Raw genomic sequence first — 26,608 nt, 5'->3', positions numbered from 1 at the left:
TTTAAATACATACTGTTTTGAAATATATTGTAGAACCACGCAAAAATGCTCAGGGTGAAATAACTGTTCCTGGAGATAAGTCTATTTCACATCGATCTATCATGCTTGCTTCCATTGCTGAAGGGACTTCTCAAGTAACAGGTTTTTTAGAGGGAGAAGACTGTTTGGCAACTATGAACGTATTCAAGAACATGGGTGTTCAGATTGAATGCAAAGGGCAGGGGAAGCTGTCCATACACGGTGTGGGAAGAAATGGTCTATCTCTACCAAATAAAACACTGGATATGGGTAACTCGGGTACTTCGATGCGGTTGTTATCGGGGTTGCTTGCAGGACAATCATTTGAAACTGAATTGGTTGGCGATAGCTCATTGATGAAGCGACCTATGCGTAGAGTGTGTGATCCACTCAACCAAATGGGTGCCAATGTCACAACCAACGAAGATGGTACGCCGCCAGTGCTGATCAAGCCAGTTGATCATCTAGAGGCGATTAGTTATGAGCTTCCTGTGGCTAGTGCGCAAGTAAAGTCAGCAATTTTATTGGCTGGATTATATGCGCAAGGCAAAACCACAGTGAGAGAATCTAAAATTACCCGCGATCATACTGAACGCATGCTGGAATCATTTAGTTATCCTTTAGAAGTCGAGGCTGGGTATGTGTCAGTCGATGGTGGGAAACAGTTGCAAGCCACAGATATACACGTGCCGGCAGATATTTCTTCAGCAGCATTTTTTATAGTCGCTGCATGTATTGCTAATAAAGGCGATATTACTATCCACAATGTCGGCATGAATCCAACACGCACAGGCGTGCTGGATATCTTGCAACAAATGAATGCCAATATCGAAATACATGATCAAGCTATGATGGGCGGAGAGCCCACTGCATCAATTACTGTGCAGACAAGTCAACTTAAAGGTATTGATGTGCCTACTCATCTAGTGCCTTCAGCAATTGATGAATTTCCTATTATATGTATCGCCGCTGCCTGTGCGGATGGTGTCACACGTGTCACAAATGCAGAGGAATTGCGTGTAAAAGAAAGCGATAGGATCAGTCAGGTTGCTAATGGTCTAAAAGAACTTAATATAAAAGTAGAAGAATTCGCTGATGGGTTGACTATTACCGGTGGAGAATTCTCAGGCGGTATGATCGAAAGTGGCCATGATCATCGCGTAGCCATGGCGTTTGCAGTGGCATCATTGAGGGCGAACTCAAATATTGAAATTACTGATTGCCAGAATGTTGCGACCTCTTTTCCAGGTTTTGTTGAGCTAGCCAATTTAGTTGGTTTGAGAGTTAATGTCGTCTAATAATTCTAAACAAATTCCAGTAGTGACTATTGATGGCCCAGCAGGTGTTGGCAAAGGGACACTGGCAAAAAAGCTAGCTGATATGTTTGAGTTCAATTATTTAGACAGCGGAGCTGTGTATCGAGCATTGTCGGTGAAAGCGCTGAAAGAAAATATTCCATTAGATAATGTATCTGAGCTAATTAAACTGGCTAGTCAGCTAAGTTTGGAGTTTCCCCAAGAAAAACGTTTTGCCGCCCATATTGACGGCGAAAATATTGATGCCAGCTTGAGATCAGAAGAATGCTCTAGTTATGCTTCACAGGTAGCAGAGATTAGTGACGTTAGAATTGAGCTTTTGGCACTACAACGAAGATTTCAGCGTGCGCCGGGATTAGTTGGCGATGGGCGAGATTTGGGTACCGTGGTGTTCCCACAGGCAGAAGTTAAGATATTTCTTGATGCGAGCTGCGAAGAAAGAGCCCAAAGACGATATAAACAGTTGATTGACCAAGGAATTAGTGCTAATTTTGACCACCTTTTCGACAGCATTCGTGCGCGAGATGAGCGCGACCGTACGCGTAGTGCGGCTCCTTTGGTTGCGGCCAAGGATGCAATGGTGATTGATTCTACACAGATGTCTATTGAAACCGTAGTGAGTAGCTCGGCTGCAATCGTTCGAGAACGATTGTTTATGGAATAAGTAGAGTCAGTTTTATATTAACTAACAAGTATTATATATATTGAAGTTTAAATTTTATGAGCGAGAGTTTTGCTGAATTATTAGAAGAGAGTTTCTCTAATCTAAACATGAAACCTGGTTCCATTGTTGATGGAACTGTTATTGATATTCGAAACGATGTCGTTGTGGTCAGCGCTGGGCTTAAGTCCGAAGGCGTAATTCCTATTGACCAATTCAAAAATGAGCGTGGTGAAACCAATGTTGCCGTTGGTGATGTGGTTGAAGTTGCACTCGATGCTGTTGAAGACGGTTATGGTGAAACTCGTCTATCACGTGAAAAAGCACGCCGTGCTAAAGCATGGAGCGAGCTAGAGCGAATTAGTGAGTCTGGTGAAACTATTTCTGGAATTATTACTGGAAAAGTTAAAGGCGGGTTCACTGTTGAATTACCTGATATTCGTGCATTCCTTCCAGGTTCATTAGTTGATGTCAGACCTGTTCGTGACACGGCTTATTTAGAAGGTAAAGAGTTAGAGTTCAAAGTTATTAAGCTTGATCAGCGTAGAAACAATGTCGTGGTATCACGTCGTGCTGTCGTAGAAACAGAATACAGCGCAGAACGTGAAACATTATTAGAGAGCTTGCAAGATGGCAGCGTGGTTAAGGGTATTGTTAAGAACTTAACTGATTACGGTGCGTTCTTAGATCTTGGCGGTGTTGATGGCTTGCTACATATCACTGATATGGCATGGAAACGCGTTAAGCATCCTTCTGAAGTTGTGGCCATAGGCGACGAGATTGAAGTGAAAGTGTTGAAGTTTGATAAAGACAAGACACGCGTGTCACTTGGTTTGAAGCAGCTTGGTTCTGATCCATGGGCTGACTTAATGCGCCGTTTCCCAGAGGGTTCTAGAACCTTTGGTAAAGTTACAAACATTGCTGATTACGGTTGCTTTATTGAAATTGAAGATGGCGTGGAAGGATTGGTCCACGTGTCTGAAATGGACTGGACTAGCAAAAATGTTAATCCAGCTAAGATCGTTGCACTTGGTGACGAGAAAGAAGTGATGGTGTTGGATATAGACGAAGAGCGCCGTCGAATATCTTTAGGTATCAAACAATGCCAATCAAATCCTTGGGATGAGTTCGCAGCAACTCATGACAAAGGAAGTAAAGTTAGTGGCCAGATCAAGTCAATTACTGACTTTGGAATTTTCATTGGTCTTGATGGTGGAATTGACGGTTTGGTACATTTATCTGACATCTCTTGGAGTGATACTGGCGAAGATGCGATTCGCAATTTCAAGAAAGGTGAGGAAATTGAAGCCATTGTACTTGCAGTCGATGCAGAGCGTGAGCGTATTTCATTAGGCATTAAGCAGCTTGATAAGGATCCTCTATCAGCTTATCTAGCCGAGCATGCTAAAGGTACTATTGTTAACGGTGTCGTTAAAGAAGTTGATGCGAAAGCAGCGACTGTAGAATTAGCTGAAGGAATCGATGGTGTGTTACGAGCAACTGAGTTTGCTCGCGATAAAATTGAAGATTTGCGAACTGTGTTAAAAGAAGGTGAAGCAATCGAAGCTAAATTTATTGGTGTCGATCGTAAAACACGCGCATTAACTCTCTCAATAAAAGCTAAGGAAGAGCAAGAAGAAGCAGATGTTTTGTCAGATTACAGTAGTAGTAATACTGGTGGTGGCTCTACTTCTTTGGGAGATATTCTGAAGGAACAGATGGGCGACTAATTATAATTCATTACTAAAGGGTCAGTTCGGTGGGGAATGTAATAACTAAATCTGAGTTGATAGAAAAGATTGCGCAAAAGCAGAATCATTTGCAGCATAAAGATATAGAGCTTTCTGTCAAAAGTGTCATAGAGCAAATGAGCGATGCGCTTTCCTCTGGAGAGCGTATTGAAATCAGAGGCTTTGGTAGTTTTTCATTACATTTTCGACCGCCACGTGTGGGTCGAAATCCTAAAACAGGAGAGACCGTTTCCCTTCCTGGTAAGTATGTGCCGCATTTCAAGCCAGGCAAAGAATTAAGAGAGCGAGTTAATAAAGACCTGGACAAAGAAGATAATAGTTAGTTTAAGATATTGTCTTTTATCTAATGCTGATTGCTAACTTTTAATTCGCTTAATTTTCTAGAAACATCTAATCCTTGACGATATTCAATAATGACTAATCGCCTGGTGATTGTTGCGCTGGACTACCCTAGTCCAGAATTGGCATTACAGTTTGTTGATAAAATCCAACCAGATTCGTGTGCCTTAAAAGTCGGCTTTGAACTATTTTTGTCTGGTGGCCCCCAATTTGTTGAGAAATTAGTAACTAAGGGATTCAGGATATTCCTTGATCTTAAATTTCACGATATTCCTAATACTGTTGCTCAAGCTTGTTGTGTAGCTAGTAAGTTGGGTGTATGGATGATAAATGTGCATGCATCTGGTGGGAGTGAAATGATGTTGGCTGCACGTGATGCGATTGGAAAGTTTGGCCCATCAGATCGACCTAAATTAATTGCTGTTACTGTTCTCACTTCTATGAACCAGGATGCGTTATCTGCTATCGGTGTGAGAGGAAATGTCGATCAGGTTGTCACGAATTGGGCAGCAATGGCAGAACAAGCAAAGTTAGATGGTGTTGTTTGCTCGGCTCAGGAGGCAGCTATTATTCGCGAGCAAAGCAATCAAGATTTTATGATTGTGACACCCGGTATTCGTTTGCCTAGTGATAATAACGATGATCAAAAGAGGATTGTTAGCCCTTTAGATGCTCGTATAGCAGGAGTTACACACATTGTAGTTGGCAGACCGATTACACAAGCTCAGGATCCTTGCGCTGCATTAGAAGTATTTCAAAAAGCGTTTATTAGTACGTAATGCACGTTGTTCGTTTACGTTGCTTCGATTGCTTAATTAAACTAGATCTACGCTCATTTACTTAGCGTTGAATTTCTAATAATTAAGTCAATTGGAGACACTTCATGCGAAAATTATATTTGATAGCTGCATTAGTTGTAGCTTTATTTGTTGCTGGTCCATTAGCAGCATCACCTATTAATATTAATCAAGCCACAGCCCAACAGTTAGCTGAAAATTTGAAAGGAGTGGGCCTGAAAAAAGCCCAAGCGATAGTCCGATACCGAGAGAAAATCGGTGGTTTCCAAACTCAGGATCAACTTCTTGATGTTAAAGGTATCGGTACAGCTACTCTAGATAAGAATCAAGGTATCATTTTGTTAGAGTAGCTTTATTAGTCATGCGCTAAAAAAGGACTCACTATTCTGTGGGTCCTTTTTGTTTATATCGTCATATCAATTGGGTATCATCATTTAATAAAATTTACTTTAGAGATGAATTTATGAAAAAGATTCGCAAAGCCATATTCCCAGTTGCTGGTATGGGAACCCGATTTCTACCTGCTACTAAAGCGAATCCTAAGGAAATGCTACCGATTGTTGATAAACCTTTAATTCAATACGCTGCAGAGGAAGCTGTTGAAGCAGGTATTGAAGAATTGGTGTTTATTACAGGGAGAAGTAAGCGCTCAATTCCTGATCACTTCGATAAAGCCTATGAGCTTGAAGCTGAACTAGAGACGAAAGGTAAAACTGTTATGTTAGATGTTGTCCGTAATATCCTTCCTGCCGGCATTTCATGTATATATATAAGGCAAGCTGAAGCATTGGGATTGGGGCATGCCGTACTGTGCGGTAAACCTGTTGTGGGTAACGAGCCATTCGCGGTAATTCTGGCAGATGATTTAATTGATAGCTCTTCTAAAGGTTGTTTAAAACAGATGGTCGAGATCTACGAGCGCGAGAATAGTGGTGTCATTGGCGTGCAAAAAGTCCCTCAAGAAACAGTAGGGAGCTATGGTGTTATTTCTGGTGATCAGGTGAATGATAATTTGTGGAGAATCTCTGGCATCGTTGAGAAACCGAAACCAGAACAAGCACCTTCGAATATAGCTGTAGTCGGCCGTTATATTCTCGATGGATCAATATTTGAAATTCTCGAAAATACTGATACAGGGGCAGGTGGCGAACTTCAATTAACCGATGCCATTGCCAATCAAATTAAGCAGCGTTCAGTCTATGCGTATGAATTTGAAGGTCGTCGATATGACTGTGGAAGTAAGCTAGGCTATCTACAAGCAACCGTTGAGTATGGAATGAAACATGCTGAAATTGGAAGTGATTTTACTGATTATTTACAGAGTCTAAAAAGCTAATTTTTTGTTAGAACAAAAAACTTATTAACTGATCTCAACAATCACCGCATCACATTCAAATACTTGAAGTGCAGATCAGAATTTGTTGAATTTTCTGGAATTAAGTCGATTGTTAGATTTCTCTAAAAGTTGCGAAAGTAACTTGGCTCCTCGGGACGGGCTCGAACCGCCGACCTAGTGATTAACAGTCACCCGCTCTACCAACTGAGCTACCGAGGATCAGGAAGGCCGAGATGTTACTGGTCTCTTAAGGTTCGGTCAACTCTCGGAATTTTCTATCGACTATCGTAATTTCCACCACGCTTATCTCATCTCCTAGTGAATTATATAGAAATGTGAACTACTACTAGCACACGAGAGTTAATACGTTAGGTAATTCACTTTTCGCATTGATTCGTAGTACTACAATTCCTATCCATGTAATGGGCTTAGTATATGGCTCTTACACAGATCATCAGACGGTTTCTACCAGTTAGCCGAGGTGGTTTTTTGAGTGCTGTTGAACTCAATACAGTAGCCGAAGGAACGTCATGGAGTCTTAGGGATTAAGGAGAATTTTGGGTGAGTAGTGTTGCAATAATGGAATATGAGGGCCACCAAATTAGGCTGGTCGAACAAGAAACTGGAGACATGTGGTTTGTTGCTGCAGATGTCTGCCGTTGTGTATGTCTTGCTATTAATAGTCGTACAGGTAAACCTAACGTCACTGTAGCTACTAGAGAGTTATCTGATACCCAGAAAGAAAAATTTCGTGTTGATACTCCAGAGAACCCAAAAAATCCATGGATTGATATGATGATTGTTTCAAAGGACGGCTTGATGCAAATGCTTAGTCTGTCTGACACGCTTAAAGCACAGCAATTTAAGCAGTTTGTTGAGCAAGAGTATTCAAAGATGAATGCTGGCGCAAATTATTCTAATGCCAACACCGTAGAATAAAGATTTCTTTTGCAGCGCGCATTTAATATTGCGTGCTACTTTCAACCTAAAACCTCTTTAAGCCGCTGCATAGCATCGGCTAATTTTTCTTTTGAATTTGCAAACGAAATGCGCATGTAGCCTGGCAAACCAAAGGCTGTTCCAGGGACAACTGCAATGCCGCACTTAGTTAATAAATGTGTAGCAAAGTCCACGTCGTTTTCTACTCCAGAAATTCGCCTTATAGCATCATCAACATTGGCAAAACAGTAAAAAGTACCCTGAGATGGAGTGCAGCTAATACCATTTACTTTATTTAATTCTTCAATCACAAAATTATGTCGCTCCTCAAATGCGGCATTCATTTTGTTTACACATTCCTGGTCTGATGATAAAGCAGCTTCAGCGGCAGCCTGAGAAATTGAGCATGGGTTTGAGGTGCTTTGTGACTGAATATTTTTCATGGATTCAATGATATCAACACAGCCGGCAGCATAGCCAATACGCCAACCTGTCATCGAGTAAGCTTTCGATACACCATTAAGTACTATTGTCCTGGACTTTAATTCTGGGCACACCGACAAAATATTACTGAATTTCTCATTGTTAAATAAAATGTGCTCATACATATCATCAGTGGCGATTAAGATTTGAGGATGCTTGAGCAATACTTCAGCTAGGCTCTCAAGTTCACTTGCGGTGTAGCAAGTCCCAGTTGGATTGGACGGACTGTTTAATACTAGCATTTTAGTTTTAGTGGAAATTTTGCTAGTCAGTTGTTTTGCAGTGATCTTAAATGATTGAGTGTGATCAGCTATGATGAAGGCAGGAATGCCATCAGCCAATAACACCATGTCAGGATAAGAGACCCAGTATGGTGCAGGAATAATGACTTCGTCACCTTGTTCAATAACGGCCTGACACAGGTTGTAAAAACTTTGTTTGCCACCATTAGAAATTAAAATTTCATTTGGGCTATAAGTTAGTCCATTATCACGTTCAAATTTGTCGATAACAGCTGCTTTAAGAGAATTTGTTCCACCCACTGGAGTGTATTTGGTTTTTCCTGCCTTAATAGCATCTATTGCGGCTTGTTTAATATGCTCTGGAGTGTCAAAGTCTGGCTCGCCTGCAGCTAAATTAATAACATCCACTCCTTCAAGTCGGAGTTGATTGGCTTTTGCAGTGACAGCTAGAGTTGGCGAGGGTTTGATCCTTCTCACGCGGGAAGCTAATTTAATGTCCAATTGCGTATAATTTCCTTATAAATACTTTCAATATAATTTCCGATCGTGATCATACTGTATTTTACTAGTCTCGATAAAGCGAATGACTAAAGAATTTCGAATAGAATCATCATTTGAGCCGTCAGGTGATCAACCGACTGCGATTGCTGAGTTAACTGAAGGTTTAAATGACGGGCTAGCACACCAAACTCTGTTGGGGGTAACAGGTTCAGGCAAAACATTTACTATTGCTAAGGTCATAGAACATGTGCAACGTCCCACAATCGTATTGGCTCCAAATAAAACCTTAGCTGCACAGCTATATGGAGAAATGAAATCGTTTTTTCCACGTAACTCTGTCGAATACTTCGTTTCTTACTATGATTATTACCAACCTGAAGCTTATGTGCCTTCAAGCGATACCTTCATAGAGAAGGATGCTTCAGTTAATGACCATATTGAGCAAATGCGTCTATCAGCGACTAAAGCATTATTTGAGCGAAATGACACTATTATCGTAGGCACAGTGTCTGCGATTTACGGTCTTGGTGATCCGCGCTCATATTTGAATATGGTGTTGCATCTCGATCGTGGTGATATTACAGATCAACGAACATTACTCAGACGTTTAGCTGAGTTGCAATATAAGCGCAATGATATAGAACTAAAACGTGGCACATTCCGCGTGCGTGGAGAAGTAATTGATGTGCATCCAGCAGAATCTGAGCGAGAAGCAATACGGATAGAATTATTCGACGATGAAATTGAGCAGTTGAGTTATTTTGATCCTCTCACCGGAGAAGTGTTGAGGAGAGTGCCTCGATTGACAGTATATCCTAAATCACATTATGTGACTCCAAGAGGTGTGATACTTGAGGCAATTGGTTCAATCAAAGAAGAACTTAAGGGCCGTCTAACTGGGTTGAGGGATATTGAAAAACTAGTTGAAGCGCAACGACTAGAGCAGCGAACTCAATATGACTTAGAGATGTTACAAGAGCTTGGTTATTGCAACGGCATTGAAAACTACTCTCGCTATTTAAGTGGACGTGGGCCTGGCGAACCCCCTCCTTGTTTGTTGGACTACCTTCCGGATAATGCATTGATGGTCATGGATGAAAGTCATGTGTCTGTTCCTCAGTTTGGTGGAATGTATAAGGGTGATCGTTCGCGCAAGAGTACTCTGGTTGAATATGGGTTTCGTTTACCCTCAGCATTGGATAATCGTCCATTAAAGTTTGAGGAATTCGAAAATTTATCTCCTCAAGTAATATATATATCTGCTACTCCTGGTGATTATGAAACGGAAAAATCTTCTCAAGTTGTAGAACAAGTAGTTCGTCCCACAGGATTGATTGATCCAGTTATTGAAATACGCCCCGTGGCGTCTCAAGTAGATGATGCTTTATCAGAAATTAATCAACGTGCTGCAAAAGGTGAACGAGTATTAATTACTACGCTAACTAAACGCATGTCAGAGGACCTGACGGAGTATCTGGAAGAAAATGGTGCGCGTGTTAGGTACCTGCATTCCGATATTGATACTGTGGAAAGGGTGGAGATTATCCAAGACTTACGAAAAGGCGTATTTGATGTTTTAGTGGGTATTAACTTGTTGCGAGAAGGATTAGATATTCCTGAAGTTTCGTTAGTGGCAATTTTTGATGCTGATAAGGAGGGCTTTTTGAGATCAGATCGCTCCTTAATTCAAACAATTGGTAGAGCCGCAAGAAATCTAAATGGTAAAGCAATTTTATATGCAGATAAGATTACTGGTTCAATGAAGCGTGCCATAGAAGAAACTGATCGACGAAGAACTAAACAGCAAGAATACAATAAAAAACACAATATTACTCCACGCAGTGTTGAGAAATCGATCGGTAACATAATGGAAGGAGCACAGTCACGTTACGATCAGCAGCGTTATAAACAAATGCATGAGATTGCAGAAGTTGATAGTGATTACCAAGTATTAACGCCAGAGCTAGCACTTAAGCAAATTCAGCAACTAGAACAGAAAATGTATGATTTTGCGCGCAACTTAGAATTTGAGGATGCCGCTAGAGTCAGAGATGAAATCCAGGGCCTAAAGAATTTTGCTTTGGGTAAGCCAAATGTCGAGGCAGGCTAGTATTTGTGTTTGATTTAAGTCCAGCTACAAATCGAAGTTTGTCTGTGCTACCTTTCGCAGTCCTGTTGGAGCGCTAAACATAAGCGTTAGTTGCAGGCGCGTAGCTCAGTTGGTTAGAGCACCACCTTGACATGGTGGGGGTCGTTGGTTCGAATCCAATCGCGCCTACCAAACATAATTGTATAAGTTGTTATAGATAATTTCGTAGTTTTAACTAAAAAATGTAATCAAGTGGTCTCTCGTATTGGCCACCACTGGAGAAATAAATGCCTCAAATCACTCTGCCAGACGGCAATACTAAATCATTCGATCAAGCAGTCACTGTTGCGGAAGTAGCAAAGTCGATTGGCCCCGGGTTGGCTAAAGCCACTATTGCGGGAAGAGTGAACGGTCAACTAGTCGATGCCTGTGTAGAAATCAGCGAAGATGCAGATTTATCAATTATCACAAGCAAAGACCAAGAGGGCTTGGAAATTATCCGTCACTCTTTTGCCCATTTGATTGGTCATGCAGTAAAGCAACTTTTCCCTACAGCAAAAATGGCGATTGGCCCAGTGATTGAAGACGGGTTTTATTACGATATTGAATACGAACGGAGTTTCACGCCTGAGGATTTAGAAGCCATTGAAAAGCGCATCAAAGAGTTAATAAGCGAAGATTATGATGTGATCCGCAAAGTAGTTTCGAAACAAGAAGCAGTGGATGCATTCACTTCACGCAATGAGCCATACAAAGTAGAAATCGCAAGTGAAATTCCAGACGGTGAAATTATTGCGCTATATCATCATCAAGAATACACAGACATGTGTCGAGGTCCTCATGTGCCTAATACACGTCACCTACGAGCGTTTAAATTAACTAAATTAGCTGGTGCATATTGGCGCGGCGATTCAAACAATCAAATGCTGCAGCGTATTTATGGCACCGCGTGGCCAGATAAGAAGCAACTTAAGCAATATATTCAACGCATAGAGGAAGCTGAAAAACGTGATCATCGCCGCTTAGGCAAACAAATGGATTTATTCCATTTCCAAGAAGAGGCGCCAGGTATGGTATTTTGGCATGCGCGTGGTTGGGAATTATATCGAACGGTAGAGACGTATATTCGAAAGATAGTTGCTGATCATGGTTATAACGAGGTGAATACTCCTCAAGTATTGGATCGCAGTTTGTGGGAGAAGTCAGGCCACTGGGATAAATTTGGCGATATGATTTTTTCCACTAAATCAGAAAATCGAGAATTTGCAGTGAAACCTATGAACTGTCCTGGCCATGTTCAAATATTCAATCAAGGTCTAAAGAGCTATCGTGACTTGCCTTATAAAATTGCAGAGTTTGGCTTAGTGCATCGAAATGAACCCTCTGGTACATTGCATGGCTTGATGCGCGCACGTCGCTTTGTACAAGATGATGCACATATCTTTTGCACTGAGGGCCAATTACAAGAAGAAGTTGCCAAGCTAATTAATCTGACATTCGATGTATATAAAGTCTTTGGTTTTGAGGATATCGAATTGGCATTGTCTACTCGGCCGGAACAACGTGTCGGCGAAGAGTCTTTATGGGACCAAGCGGAAGAGAGCTTAAAAGATTCACTAGAAAGCAAAGGTCTAGAATACCGCTTACAGCCTGGCGAAGGTGCTTTCTATGGGCCTAAGATTGAGTTCACTTTAAGAGATAGCTTGGCGCGTCGCTGGCAGTGTGGAACGATTCAGCTGGATTTTTCGATGCCGACTCGTCTAGATGCAAGCTATATCAGCGAGGACGGATCTAAGAAAACTCCTGTTATGATTCACCGAGCGATCCTTGGATCTTTGGAGAGATTTATTGGTATATTAATTGAGCACCATGCGGGAAATATGCCGTTTTGGATGGCTCCAGTTCAGGCGATGGTGCTGAATATTACTGACGCTCAGGCTGATTATGTGCAAAATGTACAAAAAATGCTGATAAATGAAGGCTTTCGGGTCAATCTTGACTTGAGAAATGAAAAAATAGGCTATAAGATTCGCGAGCACACAATTCAACGCGTTCCGTTCCTGTTGGTCGTGGGAGATCGAGAGGTGGAATCGCAGTCTGTGGCCGTCCGTACGCGTCAAGGTGAAGATCTAGGCTCAATGAAGATTGAGGACCTAGTGGCATTGTTTTCTGATCAGACAGCAAAGGGCATACATACTTAAAAGTTCTTAGGAGCAGCATATCAGTAGTAGTAAAGACGTTCGAATGAACGAAGACATTTTAGATGCACAAGTTAGATTGATAGATGCCGAAGGTGAAAATGTCGGCGTAGTTGCTACTGAAGAAGCGTTACGAATTGCGAGCGATGCGGAGCTCGATCTTGTTGAAATATCACCAAATGCACAGCCACCTGTGTGTCGCGTGATGGACTACGGCAAGTATAAATTTGAGCAGAATAAGAAAGCGCATCAAGCGAAAAAGAAACAAAAACAGATTCAGGTAAAAGAAATTAAATTTCGACCGGGAACTGAAGAAGGTGATTATCAGGTAAAGTTGCGTAAGCTGATAGAATTTTTGCAGGATGGTGATAAAACTAAAATCACTATTCGTTACCGCGGCAGAGAAATGCAGCACAAAGAATTAGGCGCTCAATTGTTAGATAGAATTGAAGCAGATTTGAGCGAATACGGTGACGTAGAACAACGTCCCAAAATGGAAGGCAGACAGCTGATTATGGTGTTAACGCCTTCTAAGAAAGCAAAGTAGTTTACAAATTATTTACAGGATTTTAGGAAATGCCTAAATTAAAAACAAACAGAGGCGCAGCGAAACGCTTTAAGAAAACTGCGACTGGCAAATTTAGATGCAAGCCATCACATTTACGTCATATTTTGACTAAGAAAAGCACCAAGCGGAAACGTCATTTGCGTTCTATCGATGTTGTAACAGAAGTAGATACGCCGATGATACGCAGAATGCTGCCGTACTCTTAATATACTTAAAGGAAACAAGAAATGTCTAGGGTAAAACGCGGAGTAACCGCACGTGCACGGCACAAGAAAGTTTTAGCTAAAGCTAAAGGATATTATGGTGCGCGCAAAAACGTTTATCGTGTAGCAAAGCAAGCTGTCACAAAAGCAGGTCAATATGCTTATCGAGACCGTCGTCAGAGAAAAAGACAATTCCGATCTTTGTGGATTGTGAGAATCAATGCTGCAGCCCGTCAGTTCGATATTTCATATAGCCGCTTAATTAATGGTTTGCAGAAAGCATCTATTGAAGTCGATAGAAAAGTATTAGCTGACTTAGCAGTGAATGATATTGCTGCATTTGGACAGTTAGCCGAGAAAGCCAAAGCTCAGTTATAAGTTTTGCTAGATTGGCTTTTAGTTGTAAAAGGGAAAGGTTCACCTTTCCCTTTTTATTTGGGGTAATCTAAACGCGTTATAACGCTTGATTTTTATAGTTTAAATTTATGAGTGACCTCGACGAGCTTTTACAAACTGCCAGTAGTGAAATCGAAGCGGCATCTGACTTAAAATCGCTAGAAGAATTGCGTGTCCAATACTTAGGTAAAAAAGGATTAGTCACCGAGCAGCTGAAGTCACTAGGTAAATTATCAGCCGAAGAGCGTCCTGCAGCTGGTCAACGTATTAATGAGATTAAACAGGCAATTCAGGCGAATCTAGATCGGCGGTCTACTCTTCTTGAAGAAGCTGCTATTGCAGAAAAGTTAAAATCTGAAGCAATTGACGTCACTTTGCCGGGAAGAACTTCTTCAGTAGGTTCATTGCATCCAGTCACCATAACTCTTCGCAGAATTGAAAAGTTATTTCAACGTCATGGCTTTGAAGTTGCAGATGGTCCTGAGATTGAGGATGACTTTCATAATTTTGAAGCGTTAAATATTCCTGCGCATCATCCTGCTCGTGCGATGCATGATACCTTTTATTTTGATGATGGATTATTGCTTCGTACGCATACATCTTCAGTTCAAATTCGCACTATGGAAAATTCACAGCCACCAATACGTATTATTGCACCTGGTCGTGTTTATCGTTGTGATTCTGACATTACTCATAGCCCCATGTTTCACCAAGTAGAGGGCTTGCTTGTTGATACTGAAGTAAACTTTGCACAACTCAAAGGTCTGGTGATTGAGTTTTTACATGCCTTTTTTGAGAATGATCAATTAGGTATTCGTTTTAGACCATCTTATTTCCCTTTTACTGAGCCATCAGCAGAAGTTGATATTGAGTGGCATGACGAGCAAGGCAATTCGAATTGGCTGGAAGTTATGGGGTGTGGAATGGTGCACCCAAATGTATTTAAAAAGGTGGGTATAGATTCAGAAAAATATAATGGTTTTGCATTTGGTGTGGGGGTAGAGCGTTTAGCAATGTTGTATCACGGTGTACGTGACCTGAGAATGTTTTATGAAAATGATTTGCGTTTCTTGCGCCAGTTTTCTGCGTAGATAATAATTTGATGAAGACGAGAGTGTTAACGTGAAATTCAGCGAAAATTGGTTGCGACAATGGGTGAGCCCGGATGTATCAAGCGAGCAGCTTGGGCATCAGTTGACCATGGCCGGTTTAGAGCTGGATGGCCTTGAAGCTGCCGCACCAAGTTTACAAGGTGTAATTGTAGCAAAAATTGAATCTACAGCACCTCACCCAGATGCTGATAAATTACAAGTATGTCAAGTGAATGTTGGTGGTGGGGAGAAGCGACAAATCGTATGCGGAGCTAAAAATGCACGTGCTGGATTAACTGTTGCGTTAGCAACAGTAGGTTCGATGTTGCCAGGTGGAGTGAAAATTAAAGCAGCAAAATTGCGCGGTATCGAATCATTGGGAATGTTATGCGCTTCATCTGAGCTTGGTTTAGACGAAGAAAGTGATGGTATTCTAGAGTTAGGTGATGAGTTAACAGAAGGTTCTTCGTTAACTGATGCTCTAGATCTAAATGATGTTGTATTTGATATTGATCTAACGCCTAATCGCTCGGACTGTTTAAGTATTGAAGGAATTGCAAGAGAGACATCGGCACTTTATCAATTGCCAATAAATGCGACTAAAATTTCAAGCGTTAGACAGGATAGCAATGATCAATTTCCAGTAGATGTGGAAAACCCAGAAATATGTCCACGATATTGCGGGCGTCTGCTTCGAAATGTGAACGCATCAGCGAACACACCGATTTGGATGAAAGAACGCTTACGTCGCGGCGGTATACGTTGTATAAATATAATAGTCGATATTGGTAACTACGTAATGCTTGAGCTGGGTCAGCCAATGCATGCATTTGATCTAGATAAGCTTAGCGAAAAAATTATTGTGCGTAGGGCAAGTAACGGTGAAAAGCTGGTATTGCTTGATGGAAAAGAGATTGCGCTGAAGAAAGATAACCTTGTTATTGCAGACACAAAGCGTGCTTTAGCGTTAGCAGGAGTTATGGGTGGAAGTGATTCTGCTGTAGGGTTAGAAACTAACAATATATTTTTAGAGTGTGCGTACTTTGATCCTATTGCTATTGCCGGGAAAGCGCGTGACTTTGGATTGCATACTGAGTCTTCGCATCGTTTTGAGCGAGGTGTCGATCCGGAATTAGCCTTACGCGCCATTGAGCGAGCGAGCGAGCTTATTAAAACACATGCCGGAACAGCGATCATAGCTGGTCCAGTGAATGAAATCTTTAGCCAGCAACATCTCCCGGTGCGCAAAGAAATCTGTTTATCAATTCCTAAGGTCGCTAAAATATTAGGGATCGATATAGATGCTCATGAAGTTACAAGTATTTTGCAAGCTTTACACTTTACTGTGACTTCGAAAGATGATTCCCAGGTATTAGTAACAGCTCCAAGTTATCGTTTCGATATAGAGTTTGATGTTGATCTAATTGAAGAGATTGCTCGGCTTAAAGGATACGATCAGTTTCCAACTCAAACACTGTCCTCAAATTTGACCTTTTCTGCTAGTAAGAAAAAATCTGATGCGATTTTTTCTATACAGGAAAACTTTTCTGCGCTGGGCTATAACGAGGCAGTTACGTTCAGTTTCACTGAGCAAAAACATTGTTTGTTATTCTTTGATGGAAAACCCAAACAATTAGCTAACCCTATTTCAACTGGTTTATCTAATATGCGTACTAGTGTGTGGCCAGGGTTATGTGAGGCGGCAAGTTATAATTTAAAGCGCCAACAGACAACAACAAAGTTATTTGAAGTTGGGCGAAAATATTTAGTTTCAGAAAATCGGCTAGAACAAACTGAAGTAATTGCTGGTGTGGCGGTTGGCGAGACGAATCCTAGACAATGGGGAGTAGCGACAAGGTCGATTGATTTCTATGATGTAAAAGGAGATCTAGAACAATTATTTGAAAAAATGGGTTTATTAGAGAAGGTAAGTTATAAAGCTCATTGTCAAAAAGGTCTACATTCAGGCAAAACAGCGCAAATATTGGTTGATAATCAACCAATAGGAGTCATTGGTAGTTTACATCCAAATGTACTGAAGCCTTTGGGGTTGGCAAAGCGAGAAGTAGTGGTTTTTGAGATGAATATGAATGAGAGACTGTTATATGCACCTATAGAGACATTTCAGGCCTGGTCTAAATTTCCTCAGGTAAGGCGTGATCTGTCGTTTACAGTAGCTGCAGAGACCGCTGCACAGCATTTATTGGATGAAATCTACGCCTTACAAATAAGTGAGTTGCAAGATATAGTTATTTTTTCAGTATATCAGGGGGAAGGTGTGCCTTCTGGAGCAAAAAGCGTGTCTTTAGGCTTGATTTTACAGGACTTTTCTAGCACTCTTACAGAACAAAAAATAGAACAAACCATGACAGACATCATTTCTCTTCTGGCAGGCAAATTTAACGCGGAGTTGAGAAACACCTAAGACTATGGCATTAACTAAAGCAAATATGGCTGAGAATTTATTTGAGGAACTCGGCCTTAATAAAAGAGAAGCCAAGGAATTGGTAGAAGTGTTCTTTGAAGAAGTTCGATTAGCGCTGGAGGAAGGCGAAGAAGTTAAATTATCCGGTTTCGGAAATTTTATACTTCGAGATAAAAGCCAGCGTCCTGGTCGAAATCCGAAGACTGGAGAGGAAATACCCATAACGGCTCGGCGAGTGGTGACATTCCGTCCTGGGCAAAAACTAAAATCAAGGGTAGAAGAATATGCTGGAAGCCAGCAATAATAGCGAATTGCCTGCAATCCCCACCAAGCGTTATTTTACAATTGGTGAGGTGAGTGAGCTATGTGATGTAAAACCACATGTTTTACGTTACTGGGAGCAAGAATTCCCAACACTTAAGCCTGTTAAAAGACGCGGTAACCGCCGATATTATCAACGTCACGATGTAATCCTGATTCGTCAAATTCGTAGTTTGCTTTACGAGCAAGGCTATACAATTGGTGGAGCAAGACAGAAATTAGCCGTGCCTGATGAAGCTGAAGAACCAAGTTCAGACTCTCTGCAAGTAATCCAACAAACTCGCGCTGAATTAGAAGACCTTCTGCAGTTTCTTACTCGCTAGCTGCGCTAGTTTTTTGTATAAACTATATATGAAATTCGGGGTGTAGCGCAGCCTGGTAGCGCACCGCAATGGGGTTGCGGGGGTCGAAGGTTCAAATCCTTTCACCCCGACCATAGGCAAATCACTCTTTACAAGATTATTCTCTAGACAGTGGGCGCTAAAAGATTGCCGTATAGAGGTTTCGGTATGTGTGATGCCGCTGTATCCTAGTAGTATTCAAAATTATTTTAATCCTTTAACTGTTTTTCATACTATGAATGTTAATTTAGAGCTGATATTAGTGATTGGCACGTTGATCACTGGATTAGTAGTGTTGTTAGATAAGTTGGTGTTTGCAGAAAAGCGTCGCAAGCGCATTTTGAACGAGACTTACGATGCAAAGTTCGTAGAAGGCGTTAGTTCTAATGTTAAACGTGAATACAAAGAGCCTTGGTATATTGATTACTCCCGCTCTTTTTTTCCAGTACTTCTAATAGTTCTAATTCTACGGTCATTTATAGCTGAACCATTCCGAATTCCTTCTGGTTCAATGATGCCAACTCTGCTTCATGGGGATTTTATATTAGTAAATAAATTTACTTACGGATTACGCTTACCCGTTCTTCACAATAAAGTATTGGCAAATAATTTACCACAAAGAGGCGAAGTTATTGTATTCAGGTATCCAAAAAACCCTTCTCTAGACTACATTAAAAGAGTAATTGGTTTGCCAGGTGACCGGTTGGAGTATCGAGACAAAACAGTTTATGTCAATGGTGAGGCTATGAAGCAAGTCGATCTGGGAATATATATTGGAAAAGGTCGAGACAGTGTGATGTCTGGATCTGAGAAAAAACAGGAAAATCTAAATACTATCAAGCATGATGTGTTAATTAATGAAAGAAGGCTATCAATAGACAGCGCTTGGACGATTCCAGATGGCCATTATTTTGTAATGGGTGATAATCGAGATAATAGTAATGATAGTCGTGTGTGGGGTATGGTGCCTGAACAAAATTTAGTGGGTAAGGCGTTCATGATATGGATGAACTGGGATATTTCTGAAGGTCAATTTGACTTCAGACGCATTGGAAAGAAAATTAAGTGAGGTGACTGTTGTGAAATTGACTAACAAACAAAATGGCATGTCGACTATCGTATTGATAGTGATTATTGGGTTATTTGGTTATGCAATATTTATTGGGCTAAAAATTACTCCAGTGTATATGGAGTATTTCTCAATAAAATCCGCTGTAGATGGGCTAGCTGATGAAATGCAAACTCGGCAAATTAGTAAGGCTCAATATATGGATTTGATGAGAAGGAGACTTAATATCAACTATGTGGATATCGATGGTCTTACACCAAGTCGTGATGGCTGTGATAAATCTAAAAAAGATCCTTTTTATTTTAAAACAGCAAAGAAAAGTACAGAAGTTGGAGTGAATTACGAAAAACGAATTCCTATGATTGCTAATATCGATTTTCTAATTAGCTTTGACTATATTCGTAGTATTGACCCCTTACAAAAGTAATTAATTTTATTCCTGTAGTGGAGTGTTTTCAGCAATTACCTAAAGAGATAACAACATCTAAGTTGTTTAATTCTGCGCTTACCCATCGTAGTGCGAGCAAAGATAATAATGAGCGCTTAGAGTTTCTGGGTGATGCGGTTTTAGGATTGGTGATCGCCAACATCCTATTTAAAAAGTTCCCTAACTGTGATGAAGGTGATCTTAGTCGTCTACGTGCTCACTTAGTATGTAAGCGAGCCCTCGCTGCATTAGCGAAAGAGGCAAAATTAAGTGAAGTATTAAGGTTGGGTGCAGGTGAGAAAAAGAGCGGTGGCCATTTTCGAGCTTCTATTTTAGCGGATTGTTTAGAGGCAATAATAGGAGCGGTATATTTGCTCAAGGGGTTTAACTTTACTTCAGAATTTATAAAGTCATTGTATGAAAAATCTTTAGAAGAACTTCCTGATATTGATGAACTCAAAGATCCAAAGACACGTTTACAAGAATATCTGCAATCAAGGCAAATTGATGTGCCAAGTTATATGTTGCTCAATGAATGGGGCGAAGGAAATAATAAGCGATTTAGTGTTAAGTGTTTTATTAAAGAGTTAAATGTAAGTTCTGAGGGTGAAGAGAAGAGTAAAAAAAAGGCTGAACAGTTAGCGGCTAGTAAATTGCTTCAGTCTTTGCTAAAGAAATAAAATAATATGGATGCACGCTGTGGATATGTGGCAATTATAGGGCGTCCAAATTCAGGGAAGTCGACATTATTTAATTGTTTGGTTGGGCAGAAAATATCTTCTATGAGTTATAGACCGCAAACGACACGACATCGTATTGTGGGGGTAAGAACAGACTCAGATTCGCAGTTTATTTTTCTCGATACACCTGGGATTCATCTTGGCGGTAGGCGTTTGCTGAATCGAGTGTTAAATAAAAATGCTCTAAATGTATTACATGATGTGCATTTGATATTCTGGTTAATAGATCGAGGGCAGTGGACACAAGAAGAAGATCATATAAAAAGGTCGCTTGAGAAAATCGACTGTCCTGTGATTTTGGTAGTAAATAAGATTGATAAATTAGAGCGTCGTGATGATTTGTTGGTAATATTGCAGAATCTATCGCTTAAATTCTCATTTGCAGAGATGATCCCGATTTCTGCAATAAAACAAGATAATATTAATGATTTGGTAGAAACTGGTAAGCGATATTTGCCGGAATCTGAATTTTATTACCCTGAGGAATACTTAACTGACCGCGATCAAAAGTTTATTGTTTCGGAAACGATAAGAGAAGCAGCGTTTATGTATTTGGAAAAAGAATTACCTTATGCAACCCATATTGAGATTGAAAAATATGAAAACCAAAATGAGTACGTGAATATATCTGCGGTTATTTGGATAGAGAAAGATGGTCAAAAAGCAATACTCATAGGTCGTAAAGGAGAGATGCTAAAAAAAATCGGGTCTCGAGCACGCAGCGAGATTCAAAAGCAAATTGATTCAAAAGTACACTTGGAATTGTGGGTTAAATTGAAAAAGGATTGGCAAGACAATCCGCAAATTGTCGGGGAATACGAGTCGTAATTGAGCTAATGCGCGTAGAACTAGAACCATCATATGTTTTGCATAGTCGCCCGTATCGCGAGACGAGCATGATTATATATGCGCTTACTGAACAGCATGGCATTGTGCATATGGTGTCCAGAGGCGCGAGGAAGAAAGGCAATAATAATTTACAACCTTTTACAAAAATGTATCTTTCGTGGTCAGGTCGTGGCGACTTAGTTTCGCTAACAAAGATTGAGCATGAGCATTCTCGTTATACAAGTAATTTCCGCGCACAGGTGCAATGCTTCTATCTGCATGAGTTAATCCTAAAGTTAATTCCAAAACTAAGTCCAGCACCAGAACTTTTTGATTTATATGAATACTCACTAGATTGCATGATAAATAATCCTGAAGATGAGTATATTCTACGAAATTTTGAGATTCGTTTGATGGCGATCATGGGTCATCCATTACAGCTTAGATATGATTACAACAATGATGAAGAAATACAGAAGCAACTATTGTATCGTTATGATCCAGATCTGGGACCAACGCAAACAACGCTGAAGCAAGCTCAATGGAATGTGGTAACAGGTAAATTATTGACTGATATAGAAGAGAATAATTTAACTGCTGAAAGTTTGCCTGAGGCTAAAATTTTTCTTCGCGGCATAATTAGACATTTTCTTCAAGGGAAGCCGCTAATGACTAGGCGACTATTAAAGGTAAATTAATTGGTTCAAAGTAGAGTGAAACTTGGAGTTAATTTGGATCATGTCGCAACCTTGCGACAAGCGAGAAATACTCCTTATCCAGATCTTATGCAAGCAATAAAGATTTCGGAATCTTGTGGTGCTGACGGCATCACATTGCATTTGCGTGAAGATCGCCGCCACATTCAAGATAAAGATATATATTCTGCACGTGAAGTCATTACAACAAGTATGAATTTTGAAATGGCCGCCACAAGTGAGATGCAAAAAATTGCGCTTCAAGTGAAGCCTGAATATTGCTGCATCGTCCCAGAGAAAAGAGAAGAGTTAACCACTGAAGGCGGGCTAGATGTATCTGCACATAGAGATAGATTGACTGATTTGATTGCAGCATTAAAAGAAGAAAATATTCTTGTGTCTTTGTTTGTTGAGCCTAATGCGTTGATTATTGATGTGGCGGCAGAGATAGGCGCAACAATTATAGAGATACATACAGGACATTACGCGGATAAGCATGGTCAACAGCAGCAGCATGAATTTGAGCGTATCAAAGATGCAGTAAGGCATGCTGCTGAACTTGGTTTGACAGTGAATGCGGGACATGGCTTACATGTAGGAAACGTTAAGCCGATTGCTGATATTGATAAAATGAATGAGCTAAATATTGGACACGCAATTGTTTCGGATTCGTTATTTGTAGGTTTGGAAAGTGCAATTCATAACATGCGTCATGCAATGGACGGTGAATCGTAATGATTTTGCTAGGTGCGGGAATTGATATAGTCGAAGTGCAGCGAATAAAAGATATTATTGAGAGACGCGGCGACAAATTTATAGAAAAAATAATGCACCAAAAAGAATTAGAAGAATTAGCTAATGTATCTAATTTAGAGGCCTTTGTTGCGAAGCGATTTGCCGTCAAAGAGGCTGCAGCAAAAGCACTGGGAACGGGTATAGGAAAACAGTTAAGTTTTACAGATATGTATGTTGAACATGACGATTTAGGTAAGCCACTACTAAAATTCACGGACGATTGTTGTTTGCGGTTGAGTATGCATAATAAACACTCATTATTGACCATTGCAGATGAGAGGGCGTACGCTGTTGCTCATGTGCTAATTTTTGCTAAAGAATAATTGGAAATGAACTATAAAACACTTGCAGATTTTGTGGGCAACACGCCTTTAGTAAAATTGCAGTATTTGAATCCTAATACGAGTAATACAATATTATTGAAGCTTGAAGGTAACAATCCTGCGGGATCGGTAAAAGACCGACCTGCCTTGAATATGATTAACGCAGCGCAAGATCGCGGTGATATTAAGCCGGGTGATACATTAATTGAAGCCACTAGCGGTAATACTGGTATTGCTTTAGCTATGGCAGCGGCAGTGCAGGGATATAAAATGATTTTAGTCATGCCATCAACTATGACCATAGAACGGCGTGCAGCGATGTCGGCGTTTGGTGCAGAATTGGTACTCGTCACCGGCGAAGAGGGCATGGAAGGAGCGCGTGACTTAGCGTTAAAAATGCAATCTGAAGGAAAGGGGATAGTGCTAGATCAATTCGCAAATCCTGACAACTCTATGGCACATTATAAATCCACTGGTCCTGAAATATGGAATGATACTAATGGTGAAGTTACTCATTTTGTTAGTTCAATGGGTACAACAGGGACCATCATGGGAACGTCAAAATATCTGAAAGAACAGAATTCAGAAATTAATATTGTTGGTGTTTACCCTGAAGAAGGTTCGCAAATTCCTGGAATTCGGAAATGGGAAAAACAATATGAGCCAGCGATATTCGATGAATCAAAAGTCGATCAAATAGAATATGTATCGCGACAACAAGCAGATGATATGGCAGTCAAGCTTGGGAAGGAAGAAGGAATTTTTTGTGGAGTCTCTTCAGGTGGGGCATTGTTGGCTGCATTAAGATTATCTAAAAGAGTTGAGAATGCCACGATAGTTTGTATTATTTGTGATCGTGGGGATCGTTATATTTCTACTGGGATTTTTGATCCTGTACCTAGTTCATGAAATAAAAATTTACAGAGCTTTTCAGTAGTAATGACTAGTTCTACAATAAACCGCTAAAGAGCTATTAAAAGTAAAGTAATTCAATGGATCACTTTAAATTTGTAATATCCGAACATCTAAACCACTACGGTACATTATATGGCGGTAATTTATTAAAATGGATTGATGAAGTGGGTTACATTACTGCAGCAGTTGATTTTCCTAATAATCGGTTTGTCACCGTAGCGTTAGAGAATGTGGAATTTAAACACCGCATTGAAGTTGGCGCAGTATTAAAATTTTCTGTTGAGAAGCTACGTATGGGTAACACGTCATTGACTTATGATGTGAAAGTGTATTCCGCGGTCGAAGGCGCGCAATCAAATACTGTCTTATTTGAAACAAATATTACTTTTGTGAATATTGACGAAGACGGTAATAAAGCCAGTATTCAGCACTAACGTTTTAGCTTTTCTCCAACAGCACCTCCTGCAGCACAGATGCACGCTTTTAAAAACACCTCATCAAATAATATTGCAGGAGTAAATTCTTGAAAGAAAGGATTGATTCCGTTGTATTGTCGAATACCCAGAATAATTAAACCTGCGCAAGTACCAACAATAAAACCATTTAGCATGCCTTTGTGACTTAAATAGCCAACAGCTACGCCACCGATTAATGGGGCAAAATTGAGCAAGAAAGAAGACTTAATCATTATCAGATTACTAGAAGCAAAATCATGTGTTAGGTAAAAGTAAATAAAGTGAAGTCCTTTGTCGCCAAAGTGCATGCCTAAGTAAACTAGTAGACCAATTATAATTGCTTTCTTCATGATTCAGATTGTACGCGTTTAACTAGATTCTTCATCAGAATTCTGTTGGGGTGGATAGCATTAAGTAATTCATTGCTGAGAGGGCTGGGTTCATTATTGATTAAACAGGCTAATGCCTCGGTGCATAATGGAATCCAGGCTAGCCCACGTGAACCAAATCCGCTCGCCAAGTATAAGCCTTCATGATACAGGGGTGTTGGATATTTGTGGTGAGTAGAACCTTGTGCAGCATCGTGATACATGGCGTTAAATTTATCCTCATCAGCTACTGGGCCAACAATGGGCAAACGATCTGTACTAACGGCACGAATACCTGCACGGCCTCCTAAAGATTGTAATTCATTAAAATGATAACTAGGGATCATCTTGCTTATCTTAAGCATGTTTTCCTTATGTTCGGATTGTCGAATGTCAGTCGAAGTATCTGCAGTAATAAATGTTGCCCCTACGACGTAGTGAGAATTGATTGTCGGCGTAATATAAGCATCAGCGCAGACTATTCTACTAGGTTGAATATTGCAGTCTCTTTTAGGTATCAATGAAATTTGTCCTCGCTTTGGATGTAATTGACACCAGCTTGTTTGAGAAAATTGATTAGCAGCCATGGCGTTTGCAATGATCACAATATCTGCAGAACATTCTTCTTGTTCTGGGTTATATGCAATCCACTGTGAATCATTTTTTTCAATGGAACAGATTTCTGTATTTGCTCGAAAGCTAATATTGTCAGTGTATTGTTCAGTAAGTGCTGCGCATAACTCTATTGGTGATACCCATCCTGCTAACGGTAGATACCAGCCATCGCGGTCAATAGTGCAATTTGCTAATTCACTTGCTTGTTGTTGGTTGACTGCTTGGAATAATTTTGGAGGTATATTTTCTTGTGAGGCGATTAATTGCATTCTTTTCCATTGAGCATCATCTCGAGGAATTTGAATAGCACCACATTGGTGCCATCTAAAAGTGTTTAAAAATTTTTCTAAATTATTTAAATAATGTAAAGAGTATAGAAAACCTAACAGTGTCAGCTGTGATTGAATGTTATGATCAGCACTTAAGCGCGGCATTAAAATCGCATTATCATTACCAGATGCTTCGCTAGCTAGCGTTGAGTTCTTATCAACCATGGTTACTTGCCAGCCGCGTTTAGCTAATGCACTGCTTATTGCGGTACCTGTCATTCCTGCGCCAATAACAAGCGCATGCTTATTTTTGGTAATTGCTGAATGACTAATCAACCAGCTTTTATCTTTTAAAGTGTGCTTGTTGCTAATAGTCTTGTTGATTAACGTACCGACCAGCATTTCTCGCTTCTTTCCATAACCAGGTTTCTTTTCGATATTAAACCCGGCCTTAGTGAATGTTTTTCTAACTTCGCTTGCAGCGCTGTATGTGGAAAGTGTTCCGCCATTACATGTGAGTCTGTTTAACTGATTTGCTATTTCGTTTGACCATAGCGTTTTATTTTTACTTGGTGCGAAGCCATCTAAAAACCAAGCGTCTGCAACAAAGTTACATTCTTTAAGGCAAGCTAATGCTTCACCAAACACTAGAGTTAAAGTTAACTTATATTGGTTGAATTCAATGCGGTGAAACCCTTTAATGGGAAGAGGGTAGTGTTCTAATAAGTAATCGGTAAGTGCTGAGGGAATGTTTAACTGCTTATAGCATTGTGCAAGATCAGCTGGCTGTACCGGATACCTTTCAAAACTAATGTAATGTAAATGTTGTTCTGATGAGTAATGCTCACGCCATTCATTGAATGTAGTGATAAAGTTTATGCCAAAGCCAAAGCCTAATTCAGCAATTGTAAATTGTGTATTTTTCCAGCGCTGAACAATATTAGTGCTGCTTAAAAATACATGCTGGCTTTCTTCCAGTGGGTTGGTGAGAGAAAAATAAGGGTCACCAAATAACTCGGAACAGGGAATTCCATCACTATTGAAGTTTAGTTGTGGCGTCTGAGCTGTTAGCATGTCACTTTTACGGAAACGAA

Annotated in this window: 29 protein-coding genes and 3 tRNA genes; 28 read left to right on the top strand and 4 right to left on the bottom strand. The window is 40.3% G+C overall.

Going from position 1 to position 26,608, the window contains the following annotated elements:
- Positions 1-17: 17 nt before the first annotated feature.
- The 7 genes from aroA (at position 18) to galU (ending at position 6,218) form a co-directional block, all read left to right on the top strand.
- Positions 18-1,316 (top strand): 3-phosphoshikimate 1-carboxyvinyltransferase, encoded by a 1,299-nt coding sequence (gene aroA, locus R8G33_06250; protein MDW3095251.1) that lies wholly within the window; start codon positions 18-20, stop codon positions 1,314-1,316.
- Positions 1,306-1,998 (top strand): (d)CMP kinase, encoded by a 693-nt coding sequence (gene cmk, locus R8G33_06245; GenBank protein ID MDW3095250.1) that lies wholly within the window; start codon positions 1,306-1,308, stop codon positions 1,996-1,998. The genes aroA and cmk overlap by 11 nt, the downstream gene beginning before the upstream one ends.
- A 56-nt stretch (positions 1,999-2,054) precedes the next feature.
- Entirely contained in the window at positions 2,055-3,725 is a 1,671-nt protein-coding gene (gene rpsA / locus R8G33_06240; protein MDW3095249.1) for a 30S ribosomal protein S1, read from the top strand.
- A 41-nt stretch (positions 3,726-3,766) separates the two neighbouring features.
- Positions 3,767-4,069, top strand: coding sequence for an integration host factor subunit beta (locus R8G33_06235; GenBank protein ID MDW3095248.1), 303 nt, complete (start codon positions 3,767-3,769; stop codon positions 4,067-4,069).
- A 90-nt stretch (positions 4,070-4,159) separates the two neighbouring features.
- Positions 4,160-4,864, top strand: coding sequence for an orotidine-5'-phosphate decarboxylase (gene pyrF, locus R8G33_06230; GenBank protein ID MDW3095247.1), 705 nt, complete (start codon positions 4,160-4,162; stop codon positions 4,862-4,864).
- A gap of 104 nt (positions 4,865-4,968) precedes the next feature.
- Positions 4,969-5,232, top strand: coding sequence for a helix-hairpin-helix domain-containing protein (locus R8G33_06225; protein ID MDW3095246.1), 264 nt, complete (start codon positions 4,969-4,971; stop codon positions 5,230-5,232).
- 113 nt (positions 5,233-5,345) lie between these two features.
- Positions 5,346-6,218, top strand: coding sequence for a UTP--glucose-1-phosphate uridylyltransferase GalU (gene galU / locus R8G33_06220; protein MDW3095245.1), 873 nt, complete (start codon positions 5,346-5,348; stop codon positions 6,216-6,218).
- 143 nt (positions 6,219-6,361) lie between these two features.
- Here the strand turns inward: galU and R8G33_06215 are convergent.
- A tRNA-Asn gene (locus R8G33_06215) sits at positions 6,362-6,437 on the bottom strand.
- 342 nt (positions 6,438-6,779) lie between these two features.
- Here R8G33_06215 and R8G33_06210 point away from each other — a divergent pair.
- Positions 6,780-7,157 (top strand): Bro-N domain-containing protein, encoded by a 378-nt coding sequence (locus tag R8G33_06210; GenBank protein ID MDW3095244.1) that lies wholly within the window; start codon positions 6,780-6,782, stop codon positions 7,155-7,157.
- Positions 7,158-7,198: 41 nt separating this feature from the next.
- Here the strand turns inward: R8G33_06210 and R8G33_06205 are convergent, their stop codons facing one another.
- Positions 7,199-8,383 carry a pyridoxal phosphate-dependent aminotransferase gene (locus R8G33_06205; protein ID MDW3095243.1) on the bottom strand — a complete coding sequence of 395 codons (1,185 nt, stop codon included), beginning with the start codon at positions 8,381-8,383 and terminating at the stop codon, positions 7,199-7,201.
- An 82-nt stretch (positions 8,384-8,465) separates the two neighbouring features.
- Here R8G33_06205 and uvrB point away from each other — a divergent pair, with 82 nt between their 5' ends.
- The 20 genes from uvrB to R8G33_06105 all read left to right on the top strand — a co-directional run bounded on the left by uvrB (position 8,466) and on the right by R8G33_06105 (position 24,241).
- A complete protein-coding gene (gene uvrB, locus R8G33_06200; protein MDW3095242.1) occupies positions 8,466-10,493 on the top strand; it encodes an excinuclease ABC subunit UvrB in 2,028 nt (675 codons plus the stop codon).
- Positions 10,494-10,587: 94 nt separating this feature from the next.
- A tRNA-Val gene (locus R8G33_06195) sits at positions 10,588-10,664 on the top strand.
- Between the two features lie 95 nt (positions 10,665-10,759).
- Positions 10,760-12,673, top strand: coding sequence for a threonine--tRNA ligase (gene thrS, locus R8G33_06190; protein ID MDW3095241.1), 1,914 nt, complete (start codon positions 10,760-10,762; stop codon positions 12,671-12,673).
- A 19-nt stretch (positions 12,674-12,692) separates the two neighbouring features.
- Positions 12,693-13,217 (top strand): translation initiation factor IF-3, encoded by a 525-nt coding sequence (infC, locus tag R8G33_06185; GenBank protein MDW3095240.1) that lies wholly within the window; start codon positions 12,693-12,695, stop codon positions 13,215-13,217.
- A 29-nt stretch (positions 13,218-13,246) separates the two neighbouring features.
- Positions 13,247-13,444 carry a 50S ribosomal protein L35 gene (gene rpmI / locus R8G33_06180; protein MDW3095239.1) on the top strand — a complete coding sequence of 66 codons (198 nt, stop codon included), beginning with the start codon at positions 13,247-13,249 and terminating at the stop codon, positions 13,442-13,444.
- Between the two features lie 21 nt (positions 13,445-13,465).
- On the top strand, positions 13,466-13,819 hold the full coding sequence (gene rplT, locus R8G33_06175; GenBank protein ID MDW3095238.1) for a 50S ribosomal protein L20: 354 nt from the start codon (positions 13,466-13,468) through the stop codon (positions 13,817-13,819).
- Positions 13,820-13,926: 107 nt separating this feature from the next.
- Positions 13,927-14,928, top strand: coding sequence for a phenylalanine--tRNA ligase subunit alpha (gene pheS / locus R8G33_06170; GenBank protein MDW3095237.1), 1,002 nt, complete (start codon positions 13,927-13,929; stop codon positions 14,926-14,928).
- 31 nt (positions 14,929-14,959) lie between these two features.
- Positions 14,960-17,353 carry a phenylalanine--tRNA ligase subunit beta gene (gene pheT / locus R8G33_06165; GenBank protein ID MDW3095236.1) on the top strand — a complete coding sequence of 798 codons (2,394 nt, stop codon included), beginning with the start codon at positions 14,960-14,962 and terminating at the stop codon, positions 17,351-17,353.
- A gap of 4 nt (positions 17,354-17,357) precedes the next feature.
- Positions 17,358-17,657, top strand: coding sequence for an integration host factor subunit alpha (gene ihfA, locus R8G33_06160; protein MDW3095235.1), 300 nt, complete (start codon positions 17,358-17,360; stop codon positions 17,655-17,657).
- Positions 17,638-17,997, top strand: a complete 360-nt coding sequence (locus tag R8G33_06155) for a MerR family transcriptional regulator (protein ID MDW3095234.1) — start codon at positions 17,638-17,640, stop codon at positions 17,995-17,997. The genes ihfA and R8G33_06155 overlap by 20 nt, the downstream gene beginning before the upstream one ends.
- Before the next feature lie 36 nt (positions 17,998-18,033).
- Positions 18,034-18,110, top strand: a tRNA-Pro gene (locus tag R8G33_06150).
- 140 nt (positions 18,111-18,250) lie between these two features.
- Positions 18,251-19,084 carry a signal peptidase I gene (lepB, locus tag R8G33_06145; protein MDW3095233.1) on the top strand — a complete coding sequence of 278 codons (834 nt, stop codon included), beginning with the start codon at positions 18,251-18,253 and terminating at the stop codon, positions 19,082-19,084.
- Positions 19,085-19,094: 10 nt separating this feature from the next.
- Positions 19,095-19,511, top strand: coding sequence for a DUF4845 domain-containing protein (locus R8G33_06140; GenBank protein MDW3095232.1), 417 nt, complete (start codon positions 19,095-19,097; stop codon positions 19,509-19,511).
- 17 nt (positions 19,512-19,528) lie between these two features.
- Positions 19,529-20,191 carry a ribonuclease III gene (gene rnc, locus R8G33_06135; protein ID MDW3095231.1) on the top strand — a complete coding sequence of 221 codons (663 nt, stop codon included), beginning with the start codon at positions 19,529-19,531 and terminating at the stop codon, positions 20,189-20,191.
- Between the two features lie 6 nt (positions 20,192-20,197).
- On the top strand, positions 20,198-21,079 hold the full coding sequence (era, locus tag R8G33_06130; GenBank protein ID MDW3095230.1) for a GTPase Era: 882 nt from the start codon (positions 20,198-20,200) through the stop codon (positions 21,077-21,079).
- A gap of 8 nt (positions 21,080-21,087) precedes the next feature.
- The gene (recO, locus tag R8G33_06125) at positions 21,088-21,777 is read left to right on the top strand and encodes a DNA repair protein RecO (GenBank protein ID MDW3095229.1); all 690 of its coding nucleotides are present in this window, start codon (positions 21,088-21,090) and stop codon (positions 21,775-21,777) included.
- On the top strand, positions 21,778-22,509 hold the full coding sequence (locus R8G33_06120; GenBank protein ID MDW3095228.1) for a pyridoxine 5'-phosphate synthase: 732 nt from the start codon (positions 21,778-21,780) through the stop codon (positions 22,507-22,509).
- The gene (acpS, locus tag R8G33_06115) at positions 22,509-22,892 is read left to right on the top strand and encodes a holo-ACP synthase (protein MDW3095227.1); all 384 of its coding nucleotides are present in this window, start codon (positions 22,509-22,511) and stop codon (positions 22,890-22,892) included. Before R8G33_06120 ends, acpS begins: the two co-directional genes overlap by 1 nt.
- 6 nt (positions 22,893-22,898) lie before the next feature.
- A complete protein-coding gene (cysM, locus tag R8G33_06110) occupies positions 22,899-23,801 on the top strand; it encodes a cysteine synthase CysM (GenBank protein MDW3095226.1) in 903 nt (300 codons plus the stop codon).
- Positions 23,802-23,884: 83 nt separating this feature from the next.
- Positions 23,885-24,241 carry an acyl-CoA thioesterase gene (locus tag R8G33_06105; protein MDW3095225.1) on the top strand — a complete coding sequence of 119 codons (357 nt, stop codon included), beginning with the start codon at positions 23,885-23,887 and terminating at the stop codon, positions 24,239-24,241.
- On the opposite strand, the gene R8G33_06100 is transcribed toward R8G33_06105, so the two are convergent.
- Both R8G33_06100 and mnmC read right to left on the bottom strand, forming a co-directional pair.
- Positions 24,238-24,612 (bottom strand): hypothetical protein, encoded by a 375-nt coding sequence (locus R8G33_06100; GenBank protein ID MDW3095224.1) that lies wholly within the window; start codon positions 24,610-24,612, stop codon positions 24,238-24,240. The genes R8G33_06105 and R8G33_06100 overlap by 4 nt on opposite strands.
- Positions 24,609-26,588 (bottom strand): bifunctional tRNA (5-methylaminomethyl-2-thiouridine)(34)-methyltransferase MnmD/FAD-dependent 5-carboxymethylaminomethyl-2-thiouridine(34) oxidoreductase MnmC, encoded by a 1,980-nt coding sequence (mnmC, locus tag R8G33_06095; GenBank protein ID MDW3095223.1) that lies wholly within the window; start codon positions 26,586-26,588, stop codon positions 24,609-24,611. The genes R8G33_06100 and mnmC overlap by 4 nt, the downstream gene beginning before the upstream one ends.
- Between the last annotated feature and the right edge of the window lie 20 nt (positions 26,589-26,608).

It is taken from the genome of Gammaproteobacteria bacterium (genome assembly GCA_033344735.1).
Taxonomy (GTDB): Bacteria; Pseudomonadota; Gammaproteobacteria; order UBA4575; family UBA4575; genus UBA1858.
This window is presented reverse-complemented; position numbering and strand designations above follow the sequence as displayed.

Bases quoted from the DNA above. Each gene is read 5' to 3' on its own strand.
- cmk (MDW3095250.1), top strand. From the start codon at position 1,306: ATGTCGTCTAATAATTCTAAACAAATTCCAGTAGTGACTATTGATGGC.
- rpsA (MDW3095249.1), top strand. From the start codon at position 2,055: ATGAGCGAGAGTTTTGCTGAATTATTAGAAGAGAGTTTCTCTAATCTA.
- pyrF (MDW3095247.1), top strand. From the start codon at position 4,160: ATGACTAATCGCCTGGTGATTGTTGCGCTGGACTACCCTAGTCCAGAA.
- R8G33_06225 (MDW3095246.1), top strand. From the start codon at position 4,969: ATGCGAAAATTATATTTGATAGCTGCATTAGTTGTAGCTTTATTTGTT.
- galU (MDW3095245.1), top strand. From the start codon at position 5,346: ATGAAAAAGATTCGCAAAGCCATATTCCCAGTTGCTGGTATGGGAACC.
- uvrB (MDW3095242.1), top strand. From the start codon at position 8,466: ATGACTAAAGAATTTCGAATAGAATCATCATTTGAGCCGTCAGGTGAT.
- thrS (MDW3095241.1), top strand. From the start codon at position 10,760: ATGCCTCAAATCACTCTGCCAGACGGCAATACTAAATCATTCGATCAA.
- rpmI (MDW3095239.1), top strand. From the start codon at position 13,247: ATGCCTAAATTAAAAACAAACAGAGGCGCAGCGAAACGCTTTAAGAAA.
- rplT (MDW3095238.1), top strand. From the start codon at position 13,466: ATGTCTAGGGTAAAACGCGGAGTAACCGCACGTGCACGGCACAAGAAA.
- pheS (MDW3095237.1), top strand. From the start codon at position 13,927: ATGAGTGACCTCGACGAGCTTTTACAAACTGCCAGTAGTGAAATCGAA.
- ihfA (MDW3095235.1), top strand. From the start codon at position 17,358: ATGGCATTAACTAAAGCAAATATGGCTGAGAATTTATTTGAGGAACTC.
- R8G33_06155 (MDW3095234.1), top strand. From the start codon at position 17,638: ATGCTGGAAGCCAGCAATAATAGCGAATTGCCTGCAATCCCCACCAAG.
- lepB (MDW3095233.1), top strand. From the start codon at position 18,251: ATGAATGTTAATTTAGAGCTGATATTAGTGATTGGCACGTTGATCACT.
- era (MDW3095230.1), top strand. From the start codon at position 20,198: ATGGATGCACGCTGTGGATATGTGGCAATTATAGGGCGTCCAAATTCA.
- recO (MDW3095229.1), top strand. From the start codon at position 21,088: ATGCGCGTAGAACTAGAACCATCATATGTTTTGCATAGTCGCCCGTAT.
- acpS (MDW3095227.1), top strand. From the start codon at position 22,509: ATGATTTTGCTAGGTGCGGGAATTGATATAGTCGAAGTGCAGCGAATA.
- cysM (MDW3095226.1), top strand. From the start codon at position 22,899: ATGAACTATAAAACACTTGCAGATTTTGTGGGCAACACGCCTTTAGTA.
- R8G33_06105 (MDW3095225.1), top strand. From the start codon at position 23,885: ATGGATCACTTTAAATTTGTAATATCCGAACATCTAAACCACTACGGT.
- R8G33_06100 (MDW3095224.1), bottom strand. From the start codon at position 24,612: ATGAAGAAAGCAATTATAATTGGTCTACTAGTTTACTTAGGCATGCAC.
- mnmC (MDW3095223.1), bottom strand. From the start codon at position 26,588: ATGCTAACAGCTCAGACGCCACAACTAAACTTCAATAGTGATGGAATT.